Source organism: Arthrobacter sp. SAFR-023, assembly GCF_051965295.1.
GTDB lineage: Bacteria > Actinomycetota > Actinomycetes > Actinomycetales > Micrococcaceae > Arthrobacter.
On record NZ_JBQCMF010000011.1, the window covers coordinates 69,170 to 91,354 of the forward strand.

The window sequence follows — 22,185 nt, forward strand, 5'->3', positions numbered from 1 at the left end:
GTAGTTTGGTGCCATGGGACTCAACATTCAGATCGCCATCGATTGCAAGCACCCGCATGACCTCGCCGACTGGTGGGCCGAAACGCTGGACTGGTCAGTGGAGCCGCAGGATGAGGGATTCATCCGGTCCATGATCAGCCAGGGCTTCGCGACGGACGACCAGACCACGACGCACAACGGCAGGCTGGTGTGGAAGGACGGCGCGGCGATCAGGCCCACCGAGGAACTCGACGCCAAGGCACCCGCCCGGCGGCTGCTGTTCCAGACCGTGCCGGAGCAGAAGACGATCAAGAACCGGGTGCACTGGGACGTCAGGCTCGACGGCCGGGACAAGGACGACGTCCGCGCCGAACTTGAGGCCCGCGGCGCCACCTTCCTCTGGACTGCCAGCCAGGGGCCCCACGAATGGCACACCATGGCGGACCCCGAGGGCAACGAGTTCTGCATCAGCTGAGCCGATTACTAGACTTGGACGGTGAGCAACGAATTCCCCGCCAAGGTATCGGACGTCTTTGACCCGTCCCGCTGGCGCACCGTGTCCGGCTTCGACGACTTCCAGGACCTGACCTACCACCGGCAGGTGGAGCGGTCCGACGACGGCACTGTGGCACGGGACTTGCCCACGGTCCGCATCGCGTTCAACCGGCCGGAGGTGCGCAACGCCTTCCGTCCGGGGACCGTGGACGAGCTCTACCGCGCCATGGACCATGCCAGGATGACGCCGGACGTGGCCACCGTGCTGCTCACCGGCAACGGCCCCTCCCCCAAGGACGGCGGGCACTCGTTCTGCTCGGGTGGGGACCAGCGGATCCGGGGACGGGACGGCTATCGGTACGTAGTACAGAACACAGCCGACGGCGAGACGCAGGAAACCATCGACCCGGCCCGCGCCGGGCGGCTCCACATCCTGGAAGTCCAGCGGCTCATGCGGACCATGCCCAAGGTGGTCATCGCCGTCGTCAACGGCTGGGCGGCCGGCGGCGGGCACTCGCTCCACGTGGTCTCGGACCTGACCATCGCTTCGCGCCAGTTCGGAAAGTTCAAGCAGACGGACGCCACGGTGGGCAGCTTCGACGCCGGCTACGGCTCGGCGCTGCTTGCCCGGCAGATCGGCCAGAAGGCCGCCCGGGAGATCTTCTTCCTTGCCCGTGAGTATTCCGCCGAGGACATGGTCCGGATGGGGGCCGTGAACGAGGCCGTCGACCACGAGCGCCTGGAGGAGGTGGCCCTGGAGTACGCCGCGGACATCGCCCGGCAGTCCCCGCAGGCCATCCGGATGCTCAAGTTCGCCTTCAACCTCGCCGACGACGGCCTGGCCGGCCAGCAGGTGTTCGCCGGCGAAGCCACCCGGCTGGCGTACATGACGGACGAGGCCGTGGAGGGCAAGGAGGCCTTCCTGCAAAAGCGCGACCCCGACTGGTCCCGGTTCCCGTACTACTTCTAAAAGCCCGCACCCGTCGGAAGGCACCCCATGCTCCCCAGGCCCCCGCATCGTATGTCCGCACAACGCGGGCGCACGCAGTGAATATCGAGCCGGCCCTCAAGGCGCTGGCGGCCGCCCTCCACGGTGAGGGCCCCGCCGTCGAACTCTCAGTGGGCCCCGACGGCGAGCCTGTGGTGACGCCTGTCCCGACCCCCGGGTTCGAGGACGCCGTCGCCGTGGTCCGCACCTCCGGGTCCACCGGGACGCCCAAGGCGACGGTCCTGACCGTGGATGCGCTGGCGGCGTCGTCGATGGCCACCGCTTTCGCGCTCAAGGGCGAGGGTCAGTGGCTGCTGGCCCTGCCGCTGCAGTACGTGGCCGGTGTGCAGGTGCTGGTCCGGTCGCTGTTCGCCGGCACCCGGCCATGGGCCATGGACCTGTCCGGGGGCTTCACGGCCGAGGGCTTCACCGCGGCCGCGCTGGAGCTGACGGACAACATCCGCTTCACGTCGCTGGTGCCCACGCAGCTGCAGCGCCTGCTCGCCGACCCGTCGCCTGACACGCTCGCTGTGTTGCGCCGCTTCAACGGCATCCTGCTCGGCGGCGCCCCGGCCTCTGCCGAGCTCCTGGAGTCAGCGCGCAACGCCGGCCTCCGGGTGGTCACCACCTATGGGGCGGCGGAAACCTGCGGCGGCTGCGTGTACGACGGCTATCCGCTCGAGGGCGTGGCCCTGCGGCTCGCCGAAGACGGGCGGATCCACCTCGGCGGGGCCACGCTCGCGGCCGGCTACCTGGGCCCGCCGCGGCAGACCGCCGAGGCCTTCGTCGAGGAGGACGGCACCCGCTGGTACCGCACCAACGACCTCGGCACCCTCGATTCCGATGGCCGGCTCACCGTGCTGGGCCGCGCCGACGACGTCATCATCACCGGCGGCGTCAAGGTGTCCGCCGCGCACGTGCAGGCGGAGCTGGAAAAGTCCGACGGCGTGTCCGCGGCTTTTGTTGCGGGCGTCGAGTCCGCAAAATGGGGCCAGGCCGTGGCGGCCTATGTGGCCGTCGCCGGAACCGCGTCCGGGGACGGCGCCGGTGGCGCTGCACGCGACGGGGCCGCGTGGGCCGAGGAATGGCACCGGACGCTGGGGCTGCTGGCCCCCAAGACTGTTCTTCCGGCCGGTGAACTGATCATGCTGCCCAACGGCAAGCCGGACCGGCTGGCCATGATTGAACGGCTCAACGCGCTCCATCAGGGAAAATAGAGTAGTCCTGCCGCGCCGCTGCGGCTTCCGTGTGCCCAGCGCACGCCCATGTTTTTTTGAACGCATCACCGACCCAACGCGAGGTACTTACCGTGGCAACAGCCGCACAATGGATCCAAGGCGCCCGGCTCCGCACGCTGCCGGCCGCGATCGCCCCTATCCTGATCGGCTCGGCGGCAGCCTACGAGATGGCTTCCTTCCGTCCGCTCAATGCGGTTCTGGCGGCCCTCGTGGCGCTGCTGCTGCAGATCGGCGTCAACTACGCGAACGATTACTCGGACGGGATCCGCGGGACGGACGAGAACCGGGTGGGGCCGCTGCGTCTTGTCGGTTCCGGTGCCGCCCGCCCCCAGCACGTGAAATATGCCGCGTTCGGCGCCTTCGGCCTGGCGATGCTCGTGGGGCTGGTGCTGGTCATCATCACCCAGACCTGGTGGCTGCTGCTGGTGGGCGCGGGCTGTGTGATGGCGGCATGGGGCTACACCGGCGGAAAGAACCCGTACGGCTACATGGGCCTGGGCGATGTTTTCGTGTTTGTCTTCTTCGGCCTCGTGGCCACACTCGGCACCACGTACACCCAGGCCGGGCAGATCGGCCTGCCTGCAGTGATTGGCGCCATCGGCACGGGACTCATCGCGTGCGCCCTGCTCATGGCCAACAACGTGCGGGATATCCCGTCGGACATCGAGGCCGGGAAGAAAACCCTGGCGGTGCGGCTGGGCGACAAGCACGCGCGCGAGAGCTACGTGCTGATGCTGGCCGTGGCCATCCTGCTGGTGGTGATCCTGGCGCCCACGCGGCCGTGGATGCTGATCGTGCTGCTCCTGATCCCGGCCTGCCTGATGCCGGCCTGGCTTATGATCAACGGGCGGAAGCGCAAGAGCCTCATCCCGGTCCTGAAGCAGACGGGCCTCATCAACCTCGGCTACGCCGTGTTGTTCTCGCTGGGACTCGTGCTGAGCAGCGGGCTGTAAGCCTGGGCGCGTCGCTGGAGGCTAGGCGCCCTCGCCGCGGGGTTCGCGGTTCTTGGCGTCGTTGCGGATGGTGACGTCCGGGTGCGTGTCGACGAGGCGGTCCTCGGCCTGGGCATCGTCTACTTCGCCGGCGGTGCGGATGGGCTTGGCTCGGCCGGAAAAACGGGCATGCAGGGACGCCGTTGCCGCATCGCGCTGCTTCTGGAAGAAGAGGTAGCTGATGGCGAAGGAAATCAGCCCTGCACAGATGACGGCAAGAAACCACCCCAGCTGCAGGAAGACGAACAGCACAAACAGGGGCAGGAAGATTGCGAACCGGATCAGGGAGTATTTCAGAAAAGCCACGATCCAAGTTTAGCCGTCCTGCCTGAACGTATCCTGCCGGTGGCAAGGGCGCCCTGTTCCCCTTGCTCCGGCCGTCTCCGGGCACGTGGCCCGGCGCAGGTCGGATGTCACGTGGGACTGCCGTTCGGCGTTTTGCTGGCGCCTTACTGTGGGCATACTGTAATCTCCGCCGGGGCACGCGGCGGCTAGACTGATTGCATGCCTCGTGTCGCCATCGCAGTCGCCGTTCTCGCCATCTACGTCTATGGACTGGTGGACGTTATCCGGACCGATGGCCGTTTCACGCGCGGGTTCTCAAAAACAACCTGGATCATCATGGTTGCGCTCCTGCCGCTCATCGGCGCGGCGCTGTGGTTCCTGATCGGCCGCCCCCGCGCATCGGCGGTGGCCCAGCCGGTCTACCAGCACCGCCCCACCGCCCCCGACGACGACCCCGACTTCCTGCGGAACCTCGAGCAGCGTCGCCGCCAGGCCGAGGCGGAACGCCTCCGCAAGCTGAGGGATGACGCCGCGCGGAAGACCCAGGCCGACGGCGGCCCCCACCGCTCGGGCAGCACAGGCACGGGAGCTGCAGGCACGGGAACTACGGGCACTGCCGCTCCGGGAGCCACCAGCGGCAGTTCGGATGCCGGCGGCCCGGCCGCTGGTGAGCCGGGTCCACGCAAGCCGGGCGCCGCCGGCGAGGCCAACGCCGAAGGTAACCCCGAGGCGAAGTAGCACCCCCGAAGCCCATCACGATGTTGAGGGTACAGGCGCTTGGATCCTGCCTGTTCATGCCTGCCACGTATACTCCGAACATGCCAATCACGCGCCTTAGTCGAGCCCTCCACGCCCAGCCGTCCGCCGTCGAACCGTGCGGGAGCGACCTGTGAGCGGCGGTCTGGTCGCACTGCTGGATGACGTCGCCGCATTGGCCCGGATAGCCGCCGCGTCGGCGGACGACGTCGCTGCCGGTGCTGCCAAGGCTGGGGCCAAGGCCGCCGGCGTGGTCATCGACGACGCTGCCGTCACCCCGCAGTACGTGTCCGGGGCGGATCCGTCCCGCGAACTGCCGATGATCAAGAAAATCTTCTGGGGCTCGCTCCGGAACAAGCTGTTGATCATCCTGCCGGCGCTGCTGCTCGTCAGCGCCTTCGTCCCCGGGATCATTCCGTTCATTCTCATGCTGGGCGGCACGTACCTCTGCTACGAGGGTGCCGAGAAGGTTTGGCACAAGCTCCGCGGCCACCACTCAGCGGAGGAAGACGCGCCGGCGGTCGATCGGGGGCCGGGGGCGGAGGCCAAGGTCGTCAAGGGCGCCATCACCACGGACTTCATTCTGTCCTGCGAGATCATGGTCATCGCCATGAACGAGGTGGCCACTGAGTCCTTGTGGGTCCGCGCGCTCATCCTGGTGGTCGTGGCGTTTGTGATCACCATCGCCGTGTACGGTGCGGTGGCGCTCATCGTCAAAATGGACGACGTCGGCCTGCACCTGACCACCAAGGACTCAGCGGGCTCCCAGCGCTTCGGCGAGCTGCTCGTCAAGGGGATGCCCGCGGTGCTGGGCGCTATAACCCTCGTCGGGACGATCGCCATGCTTTGGGTTGGCGGCCACATCATGCTGCAGGGGGCACACGACCTCGGCTGGCACGCGCCGTATGACCTGGTCCATGCCCTCGAGACACCTTTCGCCGGGATCCCGGTGGTGGGCGGCTTCCTGGCCTGGCTCGTGAACACGCTGTGCTCGGCCGTCCTCGGAATCGCGTGGGGTCTCGTCGTCGTGGCTGTCATGCACCCGCTGATGAAAGTGCTGCCCTTCGGCAAGGAGAAGGGCGGGCACGGGGACGGAGACGTCCGCGCCGCAGCCGCCGGACCTCAGCCAACGAAACGCGACGTCGATCCCGCGCCCTAGCTCGTACCCGCACGGGCGGGAAACAGCAGTTCGAGCGTTTCGCCAAGAAGGGCCGCCCAGCAGCAAGCTGAGCGGCCCTTCTTGGTGAATCGGAGGGCCAAGCGGCCCGTATTGATGGTTCGGCAGCGCCTAAAGCCCGGAGTATGAGTGCAGGCCGTTGAAGAACTGGTTCACGATGGTGAAGTTGAAGACCACGCACAGGTAGCCCACGATCGACAGCCAGGCCGCGCGGGTCCCCGTCCAGCCGCGCGTGGCACGGGCGTGCAGGTAGCCAGCGTAAACCACCCAGATCACGAAGGTCCACACTTCCTTGGTGTCCCAGCCCCAGAACCGGCCCCAGGCCTTCTCTGCCCAGATCGCACCGAACATGAGGGTGAAGGTCCAGCCGATGAAGGCGATCGCGTTGATGCGGTAGGACAGGTTCTCGAGGCTCAGCGCGGACGGCACCAGGCGCATGAAGCCCAGCTTGTCGGCGCCGCCGGCCGCAATGGTCCTCTGCCGGTGCGACTGCACCAGCTGCAGCGCGGACATGGCGAAGGTCAGCGTGAACAGCGCCGAGGACAGCACGGCGATGGAGACGTGGATGATCAGCCAGTAGCTCTGCAGCGCGGGCACCAGGTGGCCGACGGGCGTCCAGAACGCAACGGAGGCGGCCACCAGCATGATGACCACCAGGCCCACCACGAACGTGCCGAGAAAGCGCAGGTCGCGGCGGATCAGCACCACGAGGAACACGGCGGCAGCCACGAACGCGCCGGTGGTGAGGAACTCGTACATGTTGCCCCACGGCACGCGGCCGGCGCCGACAGCGCGGGTCAGCACGGCTGCGGCGTGGATCGCGGCGCCCAGGACGGTCAGGGCCACGGCAACGCGTGCGGGCGCCCGGCGTTCGCCGTAGCGCATGCTGTCGTCGGCGGTCTGCCCGGCGGCGCCGTCCGCGGAGGAGGCGTACGACGACGGCCGCTCGGCACGGTCTGCCGGTCCGGACAGGCGGCCCTCACCGCTGCCCGCGGCCCGCGGCGTGGCTGCTCCTGCGGACGCGCCCGCCGCCACCGGAACCTTGGCGGACGTAGCCGCCGACGCATCTGCAGCTGCGGCCTTGAGGTCAATCGCCTTCAGGGACTTGCTACTCCTGGCCAGGTCCCACGCGAACGCGATGAAGGCGACGGTGTAGGTGCCGGCCGCCAGCAGCATGAAGAGCTCGCTGTACTGGCCCATGGTCTCGTTGATGGGAAACATTACTGGTCCTTCTTCGGCTCAGGCGAGCCGGCTGGTGAGGAGTTGGAAGGTGCTGTTTCGGGGTCGGGGTCGATGTTCCACTGGCGCGACAGCAGGCTGCGCAGCGTTGCGGCTTCGCCGGCCAGCCGGTGGTCCTCGCCGCGGGCCAGGAGACCGTATTCCACCATGGTCCGGCCGTCTTCGTGGGTGCCGGTGCGGACCCAGACGCGGCGCCGGTTGACGTAGAGCGAGACGATAAGGCCGGCCACGGCAAGGAGCGCGAAGATCAGTGCCGAAAGCTGCCCGGGGTTGTGGTGGATGTCCAGGCCCACGTACTTCTTCACACCGTCGAATGTGATGGACCCCTTGCCTTCGGGCAGCGTGTAGGTGTTGCCCGGTGCGAGCGTGATGCCACCTGCCTCAGCCTTGCGGCTGTTGAGCTCCTTGAGGCCCTTGACGTCAAGCTCAAACACGTTCTGCGGCGCACCCTTGTCCAGGCCGAGGTCGCCGTAGTACGAGTTCAGGCTCAGCTGCGGGTTAATGAGGTCCGGGTCGCCGCTGAAGGAGATGCCCTGCTCGGTCACGAACGCCGTCGGCAGGAAGAAGCCGGCGAAGCCCAGCTGGTCGGGCTTCGCGTCGGGAACCTTGATCACCACGGAGGAGTAGTAGTTCTCGCCCTGCAGCTTGGCCACCACGGGACCCTGCATGGCCACGTTGCCCTTGCCGTCGCGGACCGTGACCACTGGGGCGTAGCCGTTGCCCGTCAGGTAGATGCTGGTGCCGCCGAGTGTGACGGGGTCGTTGACCTTGAGGACTTCCTTCTTGGCCGGCGCCCCGGGGTTTTCCTTGGTGGTGACGTCCGCGGTGAAGTCGATGGGCTGGCCGAACTTGCCCTGCGATTCGCGGTCGAATGTGGCCTGGAACTTGTCCAGCTGAATGGAGTAGGGCTGGAGCTGGCTGCTTTGGAAGTTGGTGCCGGGGTTGAACTGGTCGTAGCCCACCAGGGTGTTCACGAAGGTGTCGCCCTCCACGAGGATCCGCTGGCCGCTGTAGCCGAACAGTCCGCCGGCGGCCACGGACACCAACACGCCGATCAGCGAGGTGTGGAAGACCAGGTTTCCCACTTCCTTCAGGAAGCCGCGCTCGGCGCCCAAAGACGGCCGCGCACCGTCGTCGTGCCTTACTTCAACGCGGTACCCGCGTTTCTTCAGCAGCGCCGCTGCCTCGTCAATGGCGTCCGAGGCCGGGATCCCGGCGTCCGCGGGCACCACCAGGGTGCCGTACTCGGGCAGGCGGGACAGTCGCTTCGGGGTGCGCGGCGGCTGCGAACGCATGGCCTTGTAGTGGGCGATGGCGCGGGGCACCACGCAGCCGATCAGCGAGATGAACAGCAGGATGTAGATGGCCGAGAACCAGGCCGAGGAGTAGACGTCGTACAGCTGCACCGAATCCAGCAGCTTGCCGTAGTCGGGGTGGTCCTTGATGTACTGCGTCACCACGGAGGGGTTGGCAGGCCGCTGCGGGAACAGCGATCCGGGCACCGCGGCCACCGCCAGCAGCAGCAGGAGGAACAGCGCGGTGCGCATGCTGGTCAGCTGGGTCCAGGCCCAGCGGAGCATGCCCACGATGCCCAGGGAGGGGAGGGCGGCCCCGGCCTTGGCGGCCTTTACGGCGTCCTTGGGCGCGCCGTTTTTATGGGCAGGCCCGGGCTGCGGGGCGTCCTCGGCCGGGGATTTCTCGGTTGACTTCACACGCTCGCTCATCAGATCGGCAACTTCACGTCGGTTTGGAACCAGTACTGCAATTCGGTGACCCAGGCTCCCCACAGACCCGTGGCCATCAGGATGCCCAGAACAATCAGGACTCCGCCGCCCGTGCGCTGGATGGCCAGCCGGTGCTTGCGGAAGAAGGACATCACGCCCGCGCCGCGGCGCACTGCCAGGGCGATCAGAAGGAACGGGATGCCCAGCCCAAGGCTGTAGACGAAGGCCAGGAACGCGCCCTTCGCGGCGGAGGAGCCGCCGGAGAGGCTCAGGAGTTGGACCGCGGAGTAGGTGGGGCCGATGCAGGGTGCCCAGCCGAGGCCGAACGTGATTCCCAGCAGCGGCGCGCCCCAGAGGCCTGCAGGCGGTTTCGCATGGATCTTGGCGTCGCGTTGGAACCAGGAGAAGCCGCCCATGAACACCACGCCCATGAGGATCACCAGGACCCCAAGGATCTGGGTGACCCAGGCGTTCTGCCCGCCCGAGATCAGCGAGCCCAGCTGCCCGAACGCGCCGCCGAGCAACACGAAAATCACCGAGAAGCCGAGAACGAACAGGCCGATGCCGGCGAGCATGCGGCCGCGCTTCTGCTTCTGCAGGTCCACGCCCGTGAGCCCCGTGACGTAGCCCAGGTATCCGGGCACCAGCGGGAGCACGCACGGCGAGAGGAAGGACACGAGTCCGGCCAGCAGCGCCACGGGGATGGCGAGCAGCAGCGAACCGTTCAGGATGGCTTCGGCGAAGGGGCTGTTCACGGGAGGTTACTCTGCCACGGCGGACTGGATGAGAGCTTTGAGTGTGCCCTTCTCGATCTCCCCCAGAACGCGCGACGCCACCCGGCCCTGCTTATCCACCACGAGCGTTGTGGGAACGGCGCCCGGGGGCACCAGGCCGGACACGGCCAGCAGCACGCTGCCGTCCTTGTCATCGAAGCTCGGGTAGGTGAGGCCGAAGGTCTTGTCGAAGGCGTCGGCTGTGGCCTTCTCATCGCGCAGGTTCACACCGAAGAACTGGACGCCCTTGGTCTTGAACTCCTGGTGGAGGGCCTGCAGGGATGGCGCTTCCACCCGGCAGGGCGCGCAGCCGGCGAACCAGAAGTTCAGCACGGTGACCTTGCCCAGGAAATCCTTGGGGGCAACGGCCGTGCCGTTGAACAGGGTGCCCTGGATTTGGATGCCGGACTTGCGCTCGGCTGCGGCGAACTCGGTCACCGAACCGTCGCCTGCCACGTAGTTCTTGTTGTCCCCGGCCTTGGCCTGCTTGGCCAGGGCGTCCTCCTGGGCGCAGGCAGACAGGCCCAGCGTGATCGCGGTGAGGGCCAGTCCGCCGGCGGCGAGGACGCTGCGGCGGGAACTTTTGGGTGTTTCAGTCATAACTTAGGCTCCGGGGGTGCTCGAGGCACCGGGAAGAAGGGCGGCGGCGGGTTCGCTGTACTCCACGCGCAGCAGGGCGCCGTCGTCGCCGAAAACCAAGGAGGTGAGGGAGGTCAGCGTGCATTCGCGTTTCCGCGGATCGTGCCACAGCGGCTTGCCCTCGGCGCTGAGCCGCGTGGCCCAGATCGGAAGCTGGTGGCAGACCAGGATGGCCTCGGCACCGTCACCGCCCAGTTCGACCGCCTTCGCGCGCGCTTCCTGGACCGCCTCCGTCACGCGGGCTGCCTGCTGCTTGTAGGGCTCGCCCCACGAGGGCCGGAAAGGGTTGATCAGGTGCGGCCAGTGCTTGGGTTTGCGCAGCTCGGCCTTGGTGACCTTCAGCCCTTCGAAGTAGTTTTCCGCCTCGATAATGCGGGCGTCGGTGTGGATGTCCAGCCCGAGAGCTTCCGAGGCGGGCTGGGCAGTTTCCTGGGCGCGGGTGAGCGGCGACGCCACCAGGTACACGATGTTGGCGCCCTGGGAAACGCGTTCGCGGAAGTGCTCGGCGAGCGTCTGCGCCATCTGCCGGCCAAGTTCGGAGAGGTGAAATTCAGGCAGCCTGCCGTACAGGACACCTGTGGGGTTATGGACCTCGCCGTGGCGGAGCAAATGGACAGTGGCTTGGGGCATGTCTACCAGTTTCTCAAAGGCAGGGGTAATGACGAAATCTTCTACATCAAGTAGAACTCAGAAATTTTTCAAAAAGTTCCCCGGCGGTGGAATAAAAGATGCAAATGCATGTTTATACTGGATGCAGCAGTTAGTTGAGGCTTCAACGAAAGCTTCAATGATCACCCGATTGACCCACTGATACAAGGAGAACCACCATGGCACTTTCCACCGAACTCACCCGCGGCACCTGGACCCTCGACAACTCCCACAGTGAGATCGCCTTCACTGTCCGCCACGCCGGCATCAGCAAGGTCCGGGGCCAGTTCAAGGACGCCGCCGCAACCCTGGACCTCGCCGAGGACGTAACGGCCACCAAGGTCGAGGCCACCATCAAGACCGCCAGCTTCGACTCCGGCGACGCCAACCGCGACGCCCATGTCCGCGGCGAAGACTTCTTCGACGTCGAAAAGTTCCCGGAGATCTCCTTCGTCTCCAACGGCCTCGTTGCCAACGGCGACAGCTACGAGCTCCAGGGCGACCTGACCATCAAGGGTGTCACCCGCCCCGTCTCCCTCGAGACCGAATTCAACGGCGTTGCCGTTGACCCCTTCGGCAACACCCGCGCCGGTGTTTCCGCCGAGACCACCATCAGCCGCAAGGACTTCGGCCTGACCTGGAACGCCGTGCTGGAAGCCGGCGGCGTCCTGGTCAGCGACAAGGTTGCCATCAACCTGGAACTGGCCTTCATCGCACCTGCAGCGTAGGTCTCCCGGGCCCGTCCCGCAGCCACGGCTACTGGCCCCGAAACGCCCCGTCCGCGGATTTTCCGCAGGCGGGGCGTTCGGCGTTGGCCACGACGCTGATGTGGGTCCCCAGCTCGCAGAACTGCTCGCCGCGGCACGGGGCCGACCCTGATCGACACCCGCCAACTCTCGACGGCAACGCTTCCCGGCGACGCCGCCGATATTCACAGCGGAGAATCCCCTGTTGGCAGCGTTTCCGCAGGTTGGCCCGCCTTTTGGAATACCTCTCCGGAATGATCCGCCGCGGACCTGCTGAGGGGTACGGTGGGAAGTGAACCATGCTGGGGAGGGCAGGCGTCTGAACCGGTAGCCGATTCAGAACGTCACTACGCAAAGGACCGCTCATGAGCAATCCTCCAGTCCCCCACTCCAATGACCCCGGCTCCAACGAGCCCAACGACGGATCCCAGCCGGGCAGCGGGCAGCCCCGCTACGGTCAGGGCGCGCCCCAGTACGGGCAGAACGCACCGCAGTACGGCCAGGGCGAGCAGGGCACCCCACAGTACGGCCAGAACGCACCACAGTACGGCCAGAACGCACCACAGTACGGCCAGAATTCGCCCCAGTACGGACAGGGTGCTCCACAATACGGACAGCCCCAGTATGGCCAGAACCCGCCGCAGTATGGACAGCCGCAGTCCGGCCAGTCGCCCTACGGCCAGAGCCCTTACGGCCAGTCCCCCTACGGGCAGTACCCGTCGGAACAGGCCCAGGCAGCCACCGGCGACGGCGTCCCGAAGCTGGTGAATTATTCCTTCTGGATGATCATCGCTGCGGGCGTCCTGTGGATCCTGTCCATCCTGATCACGATTCCCACCCTGGATGACCCGGCCATGCGGAGCACGTTCGAAGAGCAGCTGCGCGGCAGCGGCCAGGATATCGCGTTCGAGGACGTCAAGGGCTTCATCATCGGAACCATGGTGGTCTTTGCCCTGATCGGCGCCGGCCTCTACGCGCTGGTGGCGTTCAACGTCCGGAAGGGCAAGAACTGGGCCCGCATTCTAGGCACCGTCTTTGCCGCTCTGTCCGTGTTCACCCTCTTCCCGGCGGGCCTGAACACCCTGGTGGGCCTCCTCGGCATCGCCGCGATCATCATGCTGTACCTGCCGGGAGCGGCACCGTACTTCCAGAAGCCACAGCCGTTCGCCAACCCCTACTCGCAGCCGGGCGGTCCATACGGCCGCTAGGCAAAGCCCACACTGCCAGCTACGGGCAAGCCGCCAGGCACCTGCAAAGCAACAAGTTCCTTGCCGCCAACGGGCGCGGATTCCTGAAAGGCCGGAGTTACTCCGGCTGGCCGGGCGTCTGCGCCCGTTGCGCATGGTAGGCCAGGATCTGCAGCTCGGTGGCCATGTCCACCTTCCTCAGCGTCACGCCGTCGGGCACCTGGAGCATCACGGGAGCAAAACTGAGGATGCTGCGCACGCCGGCGCCCACCACCCGGTCACAGATACTCTGGGCCACTGCGGCAGGCAGCGCCAGCACCACCATGTTGGTGCCGGTCCGCTCCAGGACCGCTTCCAGGTCCGCAACGTCACTGACCCGCAGCCAGCCCACCTCGTTGCCCACCACCATCTGGTCGGCGTCGAAGATGGCAACCACGTCGAAGCCCCTGGATTCGAAGCCGCCGTAGCGAGCCAGCGCCTTGCCCAGGTTGCCGGCACCGACAATCGCGACCTTCCAGTCATGCGTCAGGCCCAGTGCGGCGGCGATGTGGCGGCTCAGGTACTGCACCTCGTAACCCACGCCGCGGGTGCCGTAGGAGCCCACGTGAGACAGGTCCTTGCGGAGCGTTGAGGAGCTCACCCCGGAAAGCTCAGCCAGCGATTCGGAGGAGACCCGCTCGGTGCCTTCGGCCAGCAGGGAGTTCAGGGCGCGCAGGTAGATCGTCAGCCGGGCCACGGCTGCCGGCGGAATCTGCTTACCGGCAGCCCCCGTGGGCGCAGTTGGGCCGGCCGGCCCGGGCACGGCCTGGGGTGGTGAATCGAGCGAAGTCACTATCTGCTCCGTTGCGTCGCGTTGTGAGTCCACTCTAGATCCCCATCAGTTAAGTCAACAAAGCAAGCGCCATTGTTCGAAATCGGCTAATCCCCTGCGATGGCGCGGCGCAGGACACGCTCCAGGCGGGCCTCGTCGATCTTCCAGAAGTCGCGCTGGATCCCGTCAACCAGCACCACCGGAATCTCCTCGGCATAGCGGTCGCGCAGTTCGTCGTCGGAGTCCAACTGCCGCTCCGACCACGAAAGTCCCAGCCGGGCAGTCACCCGCCCGACGGCGTCGCGCGCCGCTGCGCACAGGTGGCAGTCAGCTTTGGTGAGGAGAACGACGTCGGGGTTTGCCATGCTTCAACCGTATCGCCGTTCCCGGCGGTGAGCGACGCGGCGGCAGTCAGCCGCGGGGTACTGCATTGACTAGACTCAGTGGCATGCCCGAGGAGAAGTACGTCGCTGTGGCCCACCGTCCGGTTGCAAAGCAGCAACACGGCGAGGCAGCCTTCTTCGACGTCGACAACACCCTCATGCGCGGGGCGAGCCTGTTCCACGTGGCCAGGAAAATGCACCAGCGCGGAGCCTTCACGCTGGCGCAGGCTGCGGGGATGGCGTGGAAGCAGCTCAAGTTCGTACTCCGGGGCGAGAACCTCAATGACGTCCACGCGGTGCGGGATTCAGCGCTGAGGCTCGCCGCCGGCATCACGGAGGAGGACATCCGGGCGCTGGGCGAGGAAGTCTACGACGAGATGATCGCCTCCCGGATCTGGCCGGGGGCGAAAGCCCTGGCCGAGCAGCACCTGCGGGTGGGCCGGAAGGTATGGCTAGTCACTGCGACGCCGATCGAGGTGGCCACGGTGATTTCCACGCGGCTGGGGCTCACCGGCGCCCTCGGCACGGTCGGTGAGACGAAGGACGGCTTCTACACGGGCAGGCTCGTCGGGGACATTCTGCACGGCGCAGCCAAGGCCGTGGCGGTACAGGGCATCGCGGATGCGCACGGCCTGGACCTGAAGCGCTGCTGGGCCTACAGCGACTCCTACAACGACATCCCGCTGCTGACGATGGTGGGCCACCCGGTGGCGATCAACCCGGACGCCCGCCTGCGCAAGCACTCCCGCGAGCACAACTGGCCGGTCTACGACTTCCGCTCGGGCCGCCGGGCCGCCACCCTGGGCCTCAAGGCAGCCACGGCAGGCGGAGCCGTCTACGGCCTGTGGCGGGGCTACACACGCTTCCGCGGCCCCCGCGCCTGACGCGCTTCTTTCCCCGCGACGCGCAAATTCCCCCACGACGCGGGAATTCCCCCTGCGCCAGGCATTTTGCGCGTCGCTGGGCGGCACGCGCGTCGTCAGCCAGGAACGTCGCCGGACGCAAAAATGCCCGCACCCTCGAAAGGGAACGGGCATTGAAGCGTAGAGCGGACTCTACTTCTTATTGCGGCGCTGGTGGCGGGTCTTACGAAGCAACTTGCGGTGCTTCTTCTTGGCCATACGCTTGCGACGCTTCTTAATAACTGAACCCACGAAAGTTCCTTACAAACTAGATGCAGTACCTGTCTGATGGAGAAGGTCCGTGGACTGAGCAACAGACTGAACAACTGACAGATTCTTACAATGACGTAAAACGTTCCTTAACAGGGTACCGCTTATCCGGAGCATCCCCTGACCAGCACACTCCGTGGCGTGCAGCGGCCCCCAAGGCGGCTGCAGCAACCACGGGATCGGTGCGGTCAGTCGGTCCGGTTAGGCGGTGCCCGTATGACCGTCCACGACAGCACCCTTGAGGTACTGTTCGACGGCGGTCTCCGGGACGCGGTAGGAGCGGCCGAACCTGACGGCGGGCATCTCCCCCGAATGGACAAGGCGGTACACGGTCATTTTGGAGACACGCATTACCTCAGCCACCTCGGCCACGGTCAAGAACTTGGCGTTCGAGAAGTTCGACTCTGCGGACATTACCCATATTCCTTTGCTCTCAGCAACGACGCCGGTCTATCTGCGGTGTGCGCCGATGCTGAGCCATCGAACAACCGTGTGCTAGTTACTCTAGATGCTCACGTGGCCATTGTGAAAGCCCGGCGTTTCCGTGAGGATGCCGCCAGTTGTTCGAGCACGGACGCCGTCACATCCCACTCCATGCAGGCATCCGTGACGCTCTGGCCGTAGACCAGGTCCGAGCGGCCGGCGGCGTGATCGGCCACGTCGAGGTTCTGCGCGCCGCCCACCAGGAAGCTCTCCAGCATGACGCCGGCAATGGCCCCGGCAGCCGTTCCAGCGTCCTCCAGCTGGGCGCCGATCTCGAGCGCCACCTCGGCCTGGCGGTGGTGGCTCTTGCCGCTGTTGGCGTGGCTGGCGTCCACAATCAGCCGCGGATTGAGGTTCTTGGCGGCGAGCTTGGCGGAGGCCGCTTCGACGTCGGCGGCGGAGTAGTTGGGCCCCTTGCGGCCGCCGCGGAGGATCACGTGGGTGTCGGGGTTGCCCGCGGTGGACACCAGCGCGGCCCGGCCGTCGCCGTCGATCCCGAGGAAAGCCTGGGCTGCGGCCGCGGCGCTGCACGCGTCCACCGCGACCTGGAGGTCGCCGTCGGTCCCGTTCTTGAACCCGATAGGCATGGAGAGGCCGGAAGCGAGCTGCCGGTGGATCTGGCTTTCCGTGGTCCGCGCACCAATAGCGCCCCAGGAGATGAGGTCGGCCATGTACTGCGGGCTGATGGGCTCGAGGAACTCGGTGGCGGTGGGGAGTTCCAGGGCGGTGACCTGCTGCAAGAAGCTGCGGGCCGCTCGCAGGCCGGTGACCATGTCGTGGCTGCCGTCCAGCCGGGGATCGTTGATCAGGCCCTTCCACCCCACGGTGGTGCGGGGCTTCTCGAAGTAGGTCCGCATGACGATCAGCAGGTCTTCCCGGTGCTTCTCGGCCTGGCTCACCAGCCGGCGGGCGTATTCCAGGCCGGCCTTGGGGTCGTGGATGGAGCAGGGGCCCACGATCACCAGCAGGCGGTCGTCAACGCCGTCCATGATGGCCCGGACTTCATCCCGGCCGCGTTCGACGACGTCGGCCGCCTTCGCGTCCAGCGGCAGTTCCGCGATCATCTCCTGGGGCGTGGGCAGGGCGGTGAACTCGCTGACCCTCAGGTTCGACGTGGACTGGCGTTTCGACGACGGCTGCTGGGTTTCGGTGGCTGTTGCGCTCATTTTCGGGGGTCCTGTTCCGGGTGGGAGCGGGCCCCTGATCAGAACCCGCCGTAGAAATGGCGAAGGGCAGAGAATGATCTCTGCCCTGTTGGCTCTGAAGGAAAGTTGGATGCGTGTCAGTTAGACGCGGGCCCCTCCAGAGCCAACGAAAAATACGCATACCAACGGTTAGTCATGGAAACGACCATAAGCCCGCACTGACGGATCACCAAATCAACTGCGTCACATTCGGACCATGCAGCACCGCAGACCGGCGAGGAGCGCGGACGTACAGTTGTGGCCCCTAGGAAGCGTTTCCCAGGAGCCACAAGTGTACGTTCGCGCTGGACTGACCGTGTTTACGCTGTGGTTTGTTCCACCCGCTGCTTGGCGGGCTCTCCGTAGCGTTCCTCCTCGATCTGCTCAAGGCTCTTGCCGCGGGTGTCCGGAGCCCAGATGACCCCGATGAGCAGGGCCGCCACCAAGGCCCCAATCATGATGGCGCCGACAAAGGGCACGCCGCGCTCGGCGAGCAGCGTCGGGAACCAGTAGCTCAGCAGGCCCACAACGATCCGGGCCACGAAAAAGAGGACACCCTGCGCGCTGGCCCGGTAGCGCGTCGCGAACATCTCTGCCGCCCACAGCGCATAGAAGGCCTGCGCGCCGATGCCGGCCGAGATGCCCCACAGCGCCGCGAAGAGAATCAGTACCGGCGTTGTGACGTGGACAAAGACCAGCAGGACCCAGGCGGCAAGGCCCAGCACGGCGCCGATCCCGTACAGCAGGCGGCGGTCGACGCGGTCGCCGTACTTCATGAAGCCGAAGTACGTGGCCGCGACGGTAAGCGTCCACAGCAGCACCTGCAGCAGGTTCTGCTCAGCGGACGATTCGACCCCGGACGACTCGTAGACCCGCGGCATGAAGATGCCCATCTGCCCGGCAACCAGGTTCCAGAGGGCGTAGACGCCCACGAGGAAAAGGATGGCCTTCAGGTTGGTGGCGTTGGTCAGCAGCTCGCGGTAGTTTCGCCGCTTAATGCCGGAGGCTTCCTCCAGCAGGCGCGCTTCGTTCGACTTCTTCCAGGTGTGGGACTCGGACAGCCGGCGGCGGATCCACCAGGTGATGAAGGCGATGACGAACAGGTGGGCGAAGACCAGGCGGCTTCCCAGCAGCCCCAGCGGAACGACGACGGTGGCAAGGAGGAAGACCAGGGCCGGAGCGAGCGACCACGCAAACTGCGCGGTGCCCACGTGCCGGGCCCGCTGTTCGGAGGGCGCCTCTTCCGCGATATAGGTCCAGGCAACGGGCACTCCGGCTCCGACGGCGATCCCTGTGAGGATCACGCCGACGACGAGCATCCACGGTGCCACGGCAAAAATCACCAGGGCCGTGCCGATCATGTAGAGGATGAGGTCGTAGGTATAGATGAACTTGCGGCCGTAGCGGTCGCCCAGCGGGCCGCCGACCATCGCCCCGACTGCGGCACCGAAGGCGTTGGCGCTGAGGGCGGCAATAAGGCCGACGACGAGGTTGCTGAACCCGAAATATTCCTGCCACAGCGTCAGGCTCGTGGCCAGGGCGATGATGGATCCGGCTTCGATGTAGTTGGACATGGACACAGCGACAGTGGCCTTCCAGCCGCCGATCTCTGGGGTTTTGGTCATTCTGGATCTTTCTCTGGCGACGCCGTTGGCGCCGGGCAGCCGCGTTGGGCGTGCCCTGTTTTGATACGTTTCAAGAATGGCGCGACGACGTCAGATCGCCGCATCGAGTGTCAGGGGTTGGTAGCGGCGCAGGGCCGTTCCGGCACCGACTATTTTGCGGAGTTGCGGCAACCCGCCGGCGGCCGCACCTGCGGCGCGGGCCTGGATAAGCACGTTGCCGAGGGCCGTGGCCTCGACCGGGCCGGCGATGACCGGTTTGCCGGTGGCTTGGGCCGTGAGCTGGCACAGCAGCGTGTTCTGCGAGCCGCCGCCGACGATGTGCACCACGTCGACGGCAACACCGGCGAGGCGTTCGGCGTCGGCGATGGTGCGTGCGTAGCCGGCGGCCAGGCTGTCCAGGATGCAGCGGACAATTGCTGCAGGCTCGTCGGGAAGGACGGCGCCGGTGTTGCGGACTGCTGCGCGGATGCGGTCCGGCATGTTGTCCGGGGCGATGAAGGCGGGGTCGTCGGGGTTGATCCGTGGCCCGCCGGGCGGCAGGGCCGCGGCTGCGTCGAGGAGGTCCCCGATCGCCGGCCGGTAACCGGCGCCGGCCCAGGTGCGCTGGCATTCGCTGAGCAGCCAGAGGCCGCCGACGTTGCGCAGGTACCGGGTGGTGCCGTCCACGCCGCGCTCGTTGGTGAAGTTCGCCGCCCGGCTGGCTTCGGTCAGCACCGGGTGCTGCAGCTCTAGCCCGACGAGGGACCAGGTGCCGGAGGAGATGTACGCGAAGTTTTCCTCGTTGCTGTCCGCTGTCGCGGGGACGGCGGCGACGGCCGAGGCGGTGTCGTGCGAGCCGACGGCCACCACCTTCGTTGCCTCAGGCAGCCCGGTCCGCTCGGCGATTCCGGGCAGCAGGGTGCCGAGGGTTTCGCCGGGCTGGATCAGCGGCGGGAACAGATCCTGGGGCAGGCCCAGGGGTCCGAACAGCTCGCTGGCCCACTCCCCCGCGACGGCATCGAACAGCCCTGTGGTGGAGGCGTTGGTGGCCTCGGCGCGGCGGACCCCGGTGAGCAGGAACGCGATCAGGTCCGGGATCAGCAGGGCCTGCAGCCCGCCCAAATCCGGTTCGGTGGCGAGCTGGTAGAGCGTGTTGAACTGCAGGAACTGCAGCCCCGTGGTGGCGTAGAGCCGTGCCGGGTCCAGCTTCTGGTGCACGCGGGCGACGGCGGCGCGGCTGCGCTCGTCCCGGTAGCTGTAGGGCTGTGCGGTGAGTTCGCCGGCCTTATTGACCAGGCCGTAGTCCACCGCCCAGGTGTCGATGCCGATGCTGATGATGGTTTCCCCACGCTCGCCCGCAATGCGGGCCGCGGCAGCGAGGCCGGTGAGCACCTCGGCGAAGAGGGCGTCGAAGTCCCAGCGCAGGCCGCCGTCGGACTCCACCACACCGTTGGGGAAACGGTGCACGACGTCGAGCGCCGCCCGCCGGCCGCCGTCGGCCTCTCCTCCAGTGCTGATGCGTCCCAGGATGACGCGTCCCGAGGAGGCGCCAATATCGACAGCGGCGAACACACTGCCGGCGAACAGGCCGCCGTCGACATCTCCCCCTACAGGGGATGCAGGTACGGTGTTCACCGCAGGAACGCTGCCGCGACGCCGGCGTCGACAGGGATGTGGAGGCCGGTGGTGTGCGAAAGTTCGTTGCTGGTGAGCACGGCCGCGGCGTTGGCGACGTGTTCGGGCAGGACCTCGCGCTTGAGCAGGGTGCGCTGGGCGTAGTACTCGCCCAGTTTCTCCTCGTCCACGCCGTAGACGGCGGCGCGCTTGGCGCCCCAGCCGCCGGCGAAGATCCCGGAGCCGCGGACCACGCCGTCGGGGTTGATGCCGTTGACGCGGATGCCGTACTCGCCCAGTTCCGCGGCGAGCAGGCGGACCTGGTGGGCCTGGTCGGCCTTGGTGGCGGAGTAGGCGATGTTGTTCGGGCCGGCGAACACGGAGTTCTTGGAGGAGATGTAGATGATGTCCCCGCCCAGGCCCTGGTCGATCATGACCTTCGCGGCGGCTTTGGCCACGAGGAAGGAGCCCTTGGCCATGACGTTGTGCTGGAGGTCCCAGTCCTTCTCGGTGGTTTCCAGCAGCGGCTTGGAGATGGACAGGCCGGCGTTGTTGACCACCAGGTCCACGCCGCCGAAGGCCAGCACGGCCTCGTCGATCGCGGCGGCCACCTGGGCCTCGTTGGTCACGTCGGCCTGGACGCCGACGGCGACGTCCGGGCCGCCGAGTTCGGCGGCGACGGCCTGGGCGTTCTCGAGGTTCAGGTCCGCGATGACCACGCAGGCGCCCTCCGCGGCGAGGCGGGTGGCGATGGCCTTGCCGATGCCCGACGCCGCCCCGGTCACCAGGGCGATGCGGGTGGCATGGGACTTGGGCTTGGGCATCCGGGCCAGCTTGGCTTCCTCCAGGGCCCAGTACTCGATGCGGAACTTCTCGGCCTCATCGATCGGGGCGTAGGTGGAGATCGCTTCGGCGCCGCGCATCACGTTGATCGCGTTCAGGTAGAACTCCCCGGCCACCCGGGCGGTCTGTTTGTCCTTGCCGAAGGAGAACATGCCCACCCCGGGGACCAGGACGATGGCGGGGTCTGCGCCGCGCAACGCTGGGCTGTTCGCATCCGCGTGGCGGTCGTAGTACGCCTGGTAGTCCTCGCGGTAGGCGGCGTGCAGTTCCTTCAGCCGGGCCACGGAGTCCTCGATGGAGGCGTCCGCGGGCAGGTCCAGGACGAGCGGCTTGACCTTGGTGCGCAGGAAGTGGTCCGGGCAGGAGGTACCCAGCGCGCCCAGGCGGGGGTGCTCGGCGGCTTCAAGGAACTCAAGCACCGCGGCCTCGTCGCTGAAGTGGCCCACCTGCGGCTTGTCCGCCGAGGCCAGGCCGCGGATCACCGGGGCCAGCGCGGCAGCTTTGGCGCGCCGCTCAGCCTCGGGCAGCGGGGCGTAGCCGGGCAGCTTCGGGCCGAAGGGCTCGGCCTTGCCGTTGGCGGCGATGTACTGCTCGGCCTGTTCGATGATCCAGAGCGAGTTGGCTTCGGCTTCCTCGCTGGTCTCGCCCCAGGCGGTGATGCCGTGCCCGCCCAGGATGGTGCCGATGGCCTGCGGGTTGGCGTCCTTGATCGCAGCGATGTCCAGGCCCAGCTGGAACCCTGGCCGGCGCCACGGCACCCAGACCACCTTGTCGCCGAAGATCTTGGCGGTCAATGCTTCACCGTCGGCGGCCGTGGCGACGGCGATGCCCGAGTCGGGGTGCAGGTGGTCCACGTGGGCGGCGTCCACGAGGCCGTGCATGGCGGTGTCGATCGACGGGGCGGCGCCGCCCTTGCCGTGCAGGCAGTAATCGAACGCGGCCACCATCTCGTCCTCACGCTCCACGCCCGGGTAGACGTTCTTCAGCGCCTGCAGCCGGTCCAGCCGCAGCACCGCAAGGTTCCCCGGTTTCAACGTGCCGAGGTCACCGCCGGAGCCCTTCACCCACAGAAGCTGGACGTCCTCGTCAGTGACCGGGTCCTTTTCGGCGCCCTTCGCGGAGGTGTTGCCGCCGGCGAAGTTCGTGTTCCGCTTGTCCGCGCCAAGGCGGTTGGAACGGGCGATCAGGTCTTCAACAGTCTTGTTTGTTGTGTTCTGCATGTTCA

At 66.9% G+C, this 22,185-nt stretch carries 23 protein-coding genes; 9 read left to right on the forward strand and 14 right to left on the reverse strand.

Annotated features, from left to right (window positions below):
* Nucleotides 1-13: 13 nt before the first annotated feature.
* The 4 genes from ACTHQX_RS13135 (at nt 14) to ACTHQX_RS13150 (ending at nt 3,653) form a co-directional block, all read left to right on the forward strand.
* The gene (locus ACTHQX_RS13135) at nt 14-454 is read left to right on the forward strand and encodes a VOC family protein (RefSeq protein ID WP_236804998.1); all 441 of its coding nucleotides are present in this window, start codon (nt 14-16) and stop codon (nt 452-454) included.
* 21 nt (nt 455-475) lie between these two features.
* Nucleotides 476-1,444, forward strand: coding sequence for a 1,4-dihydroxy-2-naphthoyl-CoA synthase (locus tag ACTHQX_RS13140; RefSeq protein WP_236804999.1), 969 nt, complete (start codon nt 476-478; stop codon nt 1,442-1,444).
* Nucleotides 1,445-1,521: 77 nt separating this feature from the next.
* Nucleotides 1,522-2,679: an AMP-binding protein gene (locus tag ACTHQX_RS13145; protein ID WP_440157750.1), complete on the forward strand. Its 1,158-nt coding sequence runs from the start codon at nt 1,522-1,524 to the stop codon at nt 2,677-2,679.
* Between the two features lie 92 nt (nt 2,680-2,771).
* A complete protein-coding gene (locus tag ACTHQX_RS13150) occupies nt 2,772-3,653 on the forward strand; it encodes a 1,4-dihydroxy-2-naphthoate polyprenyltransferase (protein WP_440157749.1) in 882 nt (293 codons plus the stop codon).
* Between the two features lie 21 nt (nt 3,654-3,674).
* On the opposite strand, the gene ACTHQX_RS13155 is transcribed toward ACTHQX_RS13150, so the two are convergent.
* Nucleotides 3,675-3,998 (reverse strand): DUF4229 domain-containing protein, encoded by a 324-nt coding sequence (locus ACTHQX_RS13155; protein ID WP_214852757.1) that lies wholly within the window; start codon nt 3,996-3,998, stop codon nt 3,675-3,677.
* Between the two features lie 198 nt (nt 3,999-4,196).
* Here ACTHQX_RS13155 and ACTHQX_RS13160 point away from each other — a divergent pair, with 198 nt between their 5' ends.
* Both ACTHQX_RS13160 and ACTHQX_RS13165 read left to right on the forward strand, forming a co-directional pair.
* Nucleotides 4,197-4,715, forward strand: coding sequence for a PLD nuclease N-terminal domain-containing protein (locus tag ACTHQX_RS13160; RefSeq protein WP_440157748.1), 519 nt, complete (start codon nt 4,197-4,199; stop codon nt 4,713-4,715).
* Nucleotides 4,716-4,866: 151 nt separating this feature from the next.
* Nucleotides 4,867-5,892, forward strand: coding sequence for a DUF808 domain-containing protein (locus ACTHQX_RS13165; protein ID WP_440157747.1), 1,026 nt, complete (start codon nt 4,867-4,869; stop codon nt 5,890-5,892).
* 129 nt (nt 5,893-6,021) lie between these two features.
* Here ACTHQX_RS13165 and ccsB read toward each other — a convergent pair whose 3' ends face one another.
* The 5 genes from ccsB to ACTHQX_RS13190 are packed head-to-tail and all read right to left on the reverse strand — an operon-like array spanning nt 6,022 to nt 10,915.
* Nucleotides 6,022-7,131, reverse strand: coding sequence for a c-type cytochrome biogenesis protein CcsB (gene ccsB / locus ACTHQX_RS13170; RefSeq protein ID WP_236805004.1), 1,110 nt, complete (start codon nt 7,129-7,131; stop codon nt 6,022-6,024).
* Nucleotides 7,131-8,873, reverse strand: a complete 1,743-nt coding sequence (resB, locus tag ACTHQX_RS13175; protein WP_440157746.1) for a cytochrome c biogenesis protein ResB — start codon at nt 8,871-8,873, stop codon at nt 7,131-7,133. Before resB ends, ccsB begins: the two co-directional genes overlap by 1 nt.
* Entirely contained in the window at nt 8,873-9,628 is a 756-nt protein-coding gene (locus tag ACTHQX_RS13180) for a cytochrome c biogenesis CcdA family protein (RefSeq protein WP_236805006.1), read from the reverse strand. The genes resB and ACTHQX_RS13180 overlap by 1 nt, the downstream gene beginning before the upstream one ends.
* A gap of 6 nt (nt 9,629-9,634) precedes the next feature.
* Complete coding sequence (locus ACTHQX_RS13185; RefSeq protein WP_440157745.1) at nt 9,635-10,246, reverse strand: TlpA family protein disulfide reductase; 612 nt, start codon at nt 10,244-10,246, stop codon at nt 9,635-9,637.
* A 3-nt stretch (nt 10,247-10,249) separates the two neighbouring features.
* Nucleotides 10,250-10,915 carry a histidine phosphatase family protein gene (locus ACTHQX_RS13190; protein ID WP_440157744.1) on the reverse strand — a complete coding sequence of 222 codons (666 nt, stop codon included), beginning with the start codon at nt 10,913-10,915 and terminating at the stop codon, nt 10,250-10,252.
* A gap of 197 nt (nt 10,916-11,112) precedes the next feature.
* Here ACTHQX_RS13190 and ACTHQX_RS13195 point away from each other — a divergent pair, with 197 nt between their 5' ends.
* Together ACTHQX_RS13195 and ACTHQX_RS13200 are read left to right on the forward strand one after the other, a co-directional pair.
* Nucleotides 11,113-11,661 (forward strand): YceI family protein, encoded by a 549-nt coding sequence (locus ACTHQX_RS13195; RefSeq protein ID WP_440157743.1) that lies wholly within the window; start codon nt 11,113-11,115, stop codon nt 11,659-11,661.
* Between the two features lie 383 nt (nt 11,662-12,044).
* Complete coding sequence (locus ACTHQX_RS13200) at nt 12,045-12,887, forward strand: hypothetical protein (RefSeq protein WP_440157742.1); 843 nt, start codon at nt 12,045-12,047, stop codon at nt 12,885-12,887.
* 97 nt (nt 12,888-12,984) lie between these two features.
* Here ACTHQX_RS13200 and ACTHQX_RS13205 read toward each other — a convergent pair whose 3' ends face one another.
* Complete coding sequence (locus ACTHQX_RS13205; RefSeq protein ID WP_236805011.1) at nt 12,985-13,698, reverse strand: redox-sensing transcriptional repressor Rex; 714 nt, start codon at nt 13,696-13,698, stop codon at nt 12,985-12,987.
* An 86-nt stretch (nt 13,699-13,784) separates the two neighbouring features.
* A complete protein-coding gene (locus ACTHQX_RS13210; protein ID WP_236805012.1) occupies nt 13,785-14,042 on the reverse strand; it encodes a glutaredoxin family protein in 258 nt (85 codons plus the stop codon).
* A gap of 83 nt (nt 14,043-14,125) precedes the next feature.
* Between ACTHQX_RS13210 and ACTHQX_RS13215 the strand changes: the two genes are divergently transcribed.
* A complete protein-coding gene (locus ACTHQX_RS13215; RefSeq protein ID WP_440157741.1) occupies nt 14,126-14,944 on the forward strand; it encodes an HAD family hydrolase in 819 nt (272 codons plus the stop codon).
* 171 nt (nt 14,945-15,115) lie between these two features.
* Here ACTHQX_RS13215 and ACTHQX_RS13220 read toward each other — a convergent pair whose 3' ends face one another.
* From ACTHQX_RS13220 to ACTHQX_RS13245, 6 genes are all read right to left on the reverse strand, one after another.
* Nucleotides 15,116-15,214 carry a 30S ribosomal protein bS22 gene (locus ACTHQX_RS13220; RefSeq protein ID WP_003792170.1) on the reverse strand — a complete coding sequence of 33 codons (99 nt, stop codon included), beginning with the start codon at nt 15,212-15,214 and terminating at the stop codon, nt 15,116-15,118.
* 219 nt (nt 15,215-15,433) lie between these two features.
* The gene (locus ACTHQX_RS13225; RefSeq protein WP_003797758.1) at nt 15,434-15,646 is read right to left on the reverse strand and encodes a helix-turn-helix domain-containing protein; all 213 of its coding nucleotides are present in this window, start codon (nt 15,644-15,646) and stop codon (nt 15,434-15,436) included.
* Nucleotides 15,647-15,744: 98 nt separating this feature from the next.
* Nucleotides 15,745-16,881 (reverse strand): 3-deoxy-7-phosphoheptulonate synthase, encoded by a 1,137-nt coding sequence (locus ACTHQX_RS13230; protein ID WP_440157740.1) that lies wholly within the window; start codon nt 16,879-16,881, stop codon nt 15,745-15,747.
* Nucleotides 16,882-17,219: 338 nt separating this feature from the next.
* Nucleotides 17,220-18,524: an MFS transporter gene (locus ACTHQX_RS13235; RefSeq protein WP_236805015.1), complete on the reverse strand. Its 1,305-nt coding sequence runs from the start codon at nt 18,522-18,524 to the stop codon at nt 17,220-17,222.
* A gap of 90 nt (nt 18,525-18,614) precedes the next feature.
* A complete protein-coding gene (locus ACTHQX_RS13240; RefSeq protein WP_440157739.1) occupies nt 18,615-20,138 on the reverse strand; it encodes a rhamnulokinase in 1,524 nt (507 codons plus the stop codon).
* A complete protein-coding gene (locus ACTHQX_RS13245; RefSeq protein WP_440157738.1) occupies nt 20,135-22,180 on the reverse strand; it encodes a bifunctional aldolase/short-chain dehydrogenase in 2,046 nt (681 codons plus the stop codon). The genes ACTHQX_RS13240 and ACTHQX_RS13245 overlap by 4 nt, the downstream gene beginning before the upstream one ends.
* Nucleotides 22,181-22,185: the final 5 nt, after the last annotated feature.

Excerpts from the sequence above, each read along its gene's own strand:
- ACTHQX_RS13200 (WP_440157742.1), top strand. The coding sequence starts at position 12,045 with ATGAGCAATCCTCCAGTCCCCCACTCCAATGACCCCGGCTCCAACGAG.
- ACTHQX_RS13225 (WP_003797758.1), bottom strand. The coding sequence starts at position 15,646 with ATGTCCGCAGAGTCGAACTTCTCGAACGCCAAGTTCTTGACCGTGGCC.
- ACTHQX_RS13135 (WP_236804998.1), top strand. The coding sequence starts at position 14 with ATGGGACTCAACATTCAGATCGCCATCGATTGCAAGCACCCGCATGAC.
- ACTHQX_RS13195 (WP_440157743.1), top strand. The coding sequence starts at position 11,113 with ATGGCACTTTCCACCGAACTCACCCGCGGCACCTGGACCCTCGACAAC.
- ACTHQX_RS13190 (WP_440157744.1), bottom strand. The coding sequence starts at position 10,915 with ATGCCCCAAGCCACTGTCCATTTGCTCCGCCACGGCGAGGTCCATAAC.
- ACTHQX_RS13230 (WP_440157740.1), bottom strand. The coding sequence starts at position 16,881 with ATGAGCGCAACAGCCACCGAAACCCAGCAGCCGTCGTCGAAACGCCAG.
- ccsB (WP_236805004.1), bottom strand. The coding sequence starts at position 7,131 with ATGTTTCCCATCAACGAGACCATGGGCCAGTACAGCGAGCTCTTCATG.
- ACTHQX_RS13215 (WP_440157741.1), top strand. The coding sequence starts at position 14,126 with ATGCCCGAGGAGAAGTACGTCGCTGTGGCCCACCGTCCGGTTGCAAAG.
- ACTHQX_RS13160 (WP_440157748.1), top strand. The coding sequence starts at position 4,197 with ATGCCTCGTGTCGCCATCGCAGTCGCCGTTCTCGCCATCTACGTCTAT.
- ACTHQX_RS13245 (WP_440157738.1), bottom strand. The coding sequence starts at position 22,180 with ATGCAGAACACAACAAACAAGACTGTTGAAGACCTGATCGCCCGTTCC.
- resB (WP_440157746.1), bottom strand. The coding sequence starts at position 8,873 with ATGAGCGAGCGTGTGAAGTCAACCGAGAAATCCCCGGCCGAGGACGCC.
- ACTHQX_RS13185 (WP_440157745.1), bottom strand. The coding sequence starts at position 10,246 with ATGACTGAAACACCCAAAAGTTCCCGCCGCAGCGTCCTCGCCGCCGGC.
- ACTHQX_RS13210 (WP_236805012.1), bottom strand. The coding sequence starts at position 14,042 with ATGGCAAACCCCGACGTCGTTCTCCTCACCAAAGCTGACTGCCACCTG.
- ACTHQX_RS13235 (WP_236805015.1), bottom strand. The coding sequence starts at position 18,524 with ATGACCAAAACCCCAGAGATCGGCGGCTGGAAGGCCACTGTCGCTGTG.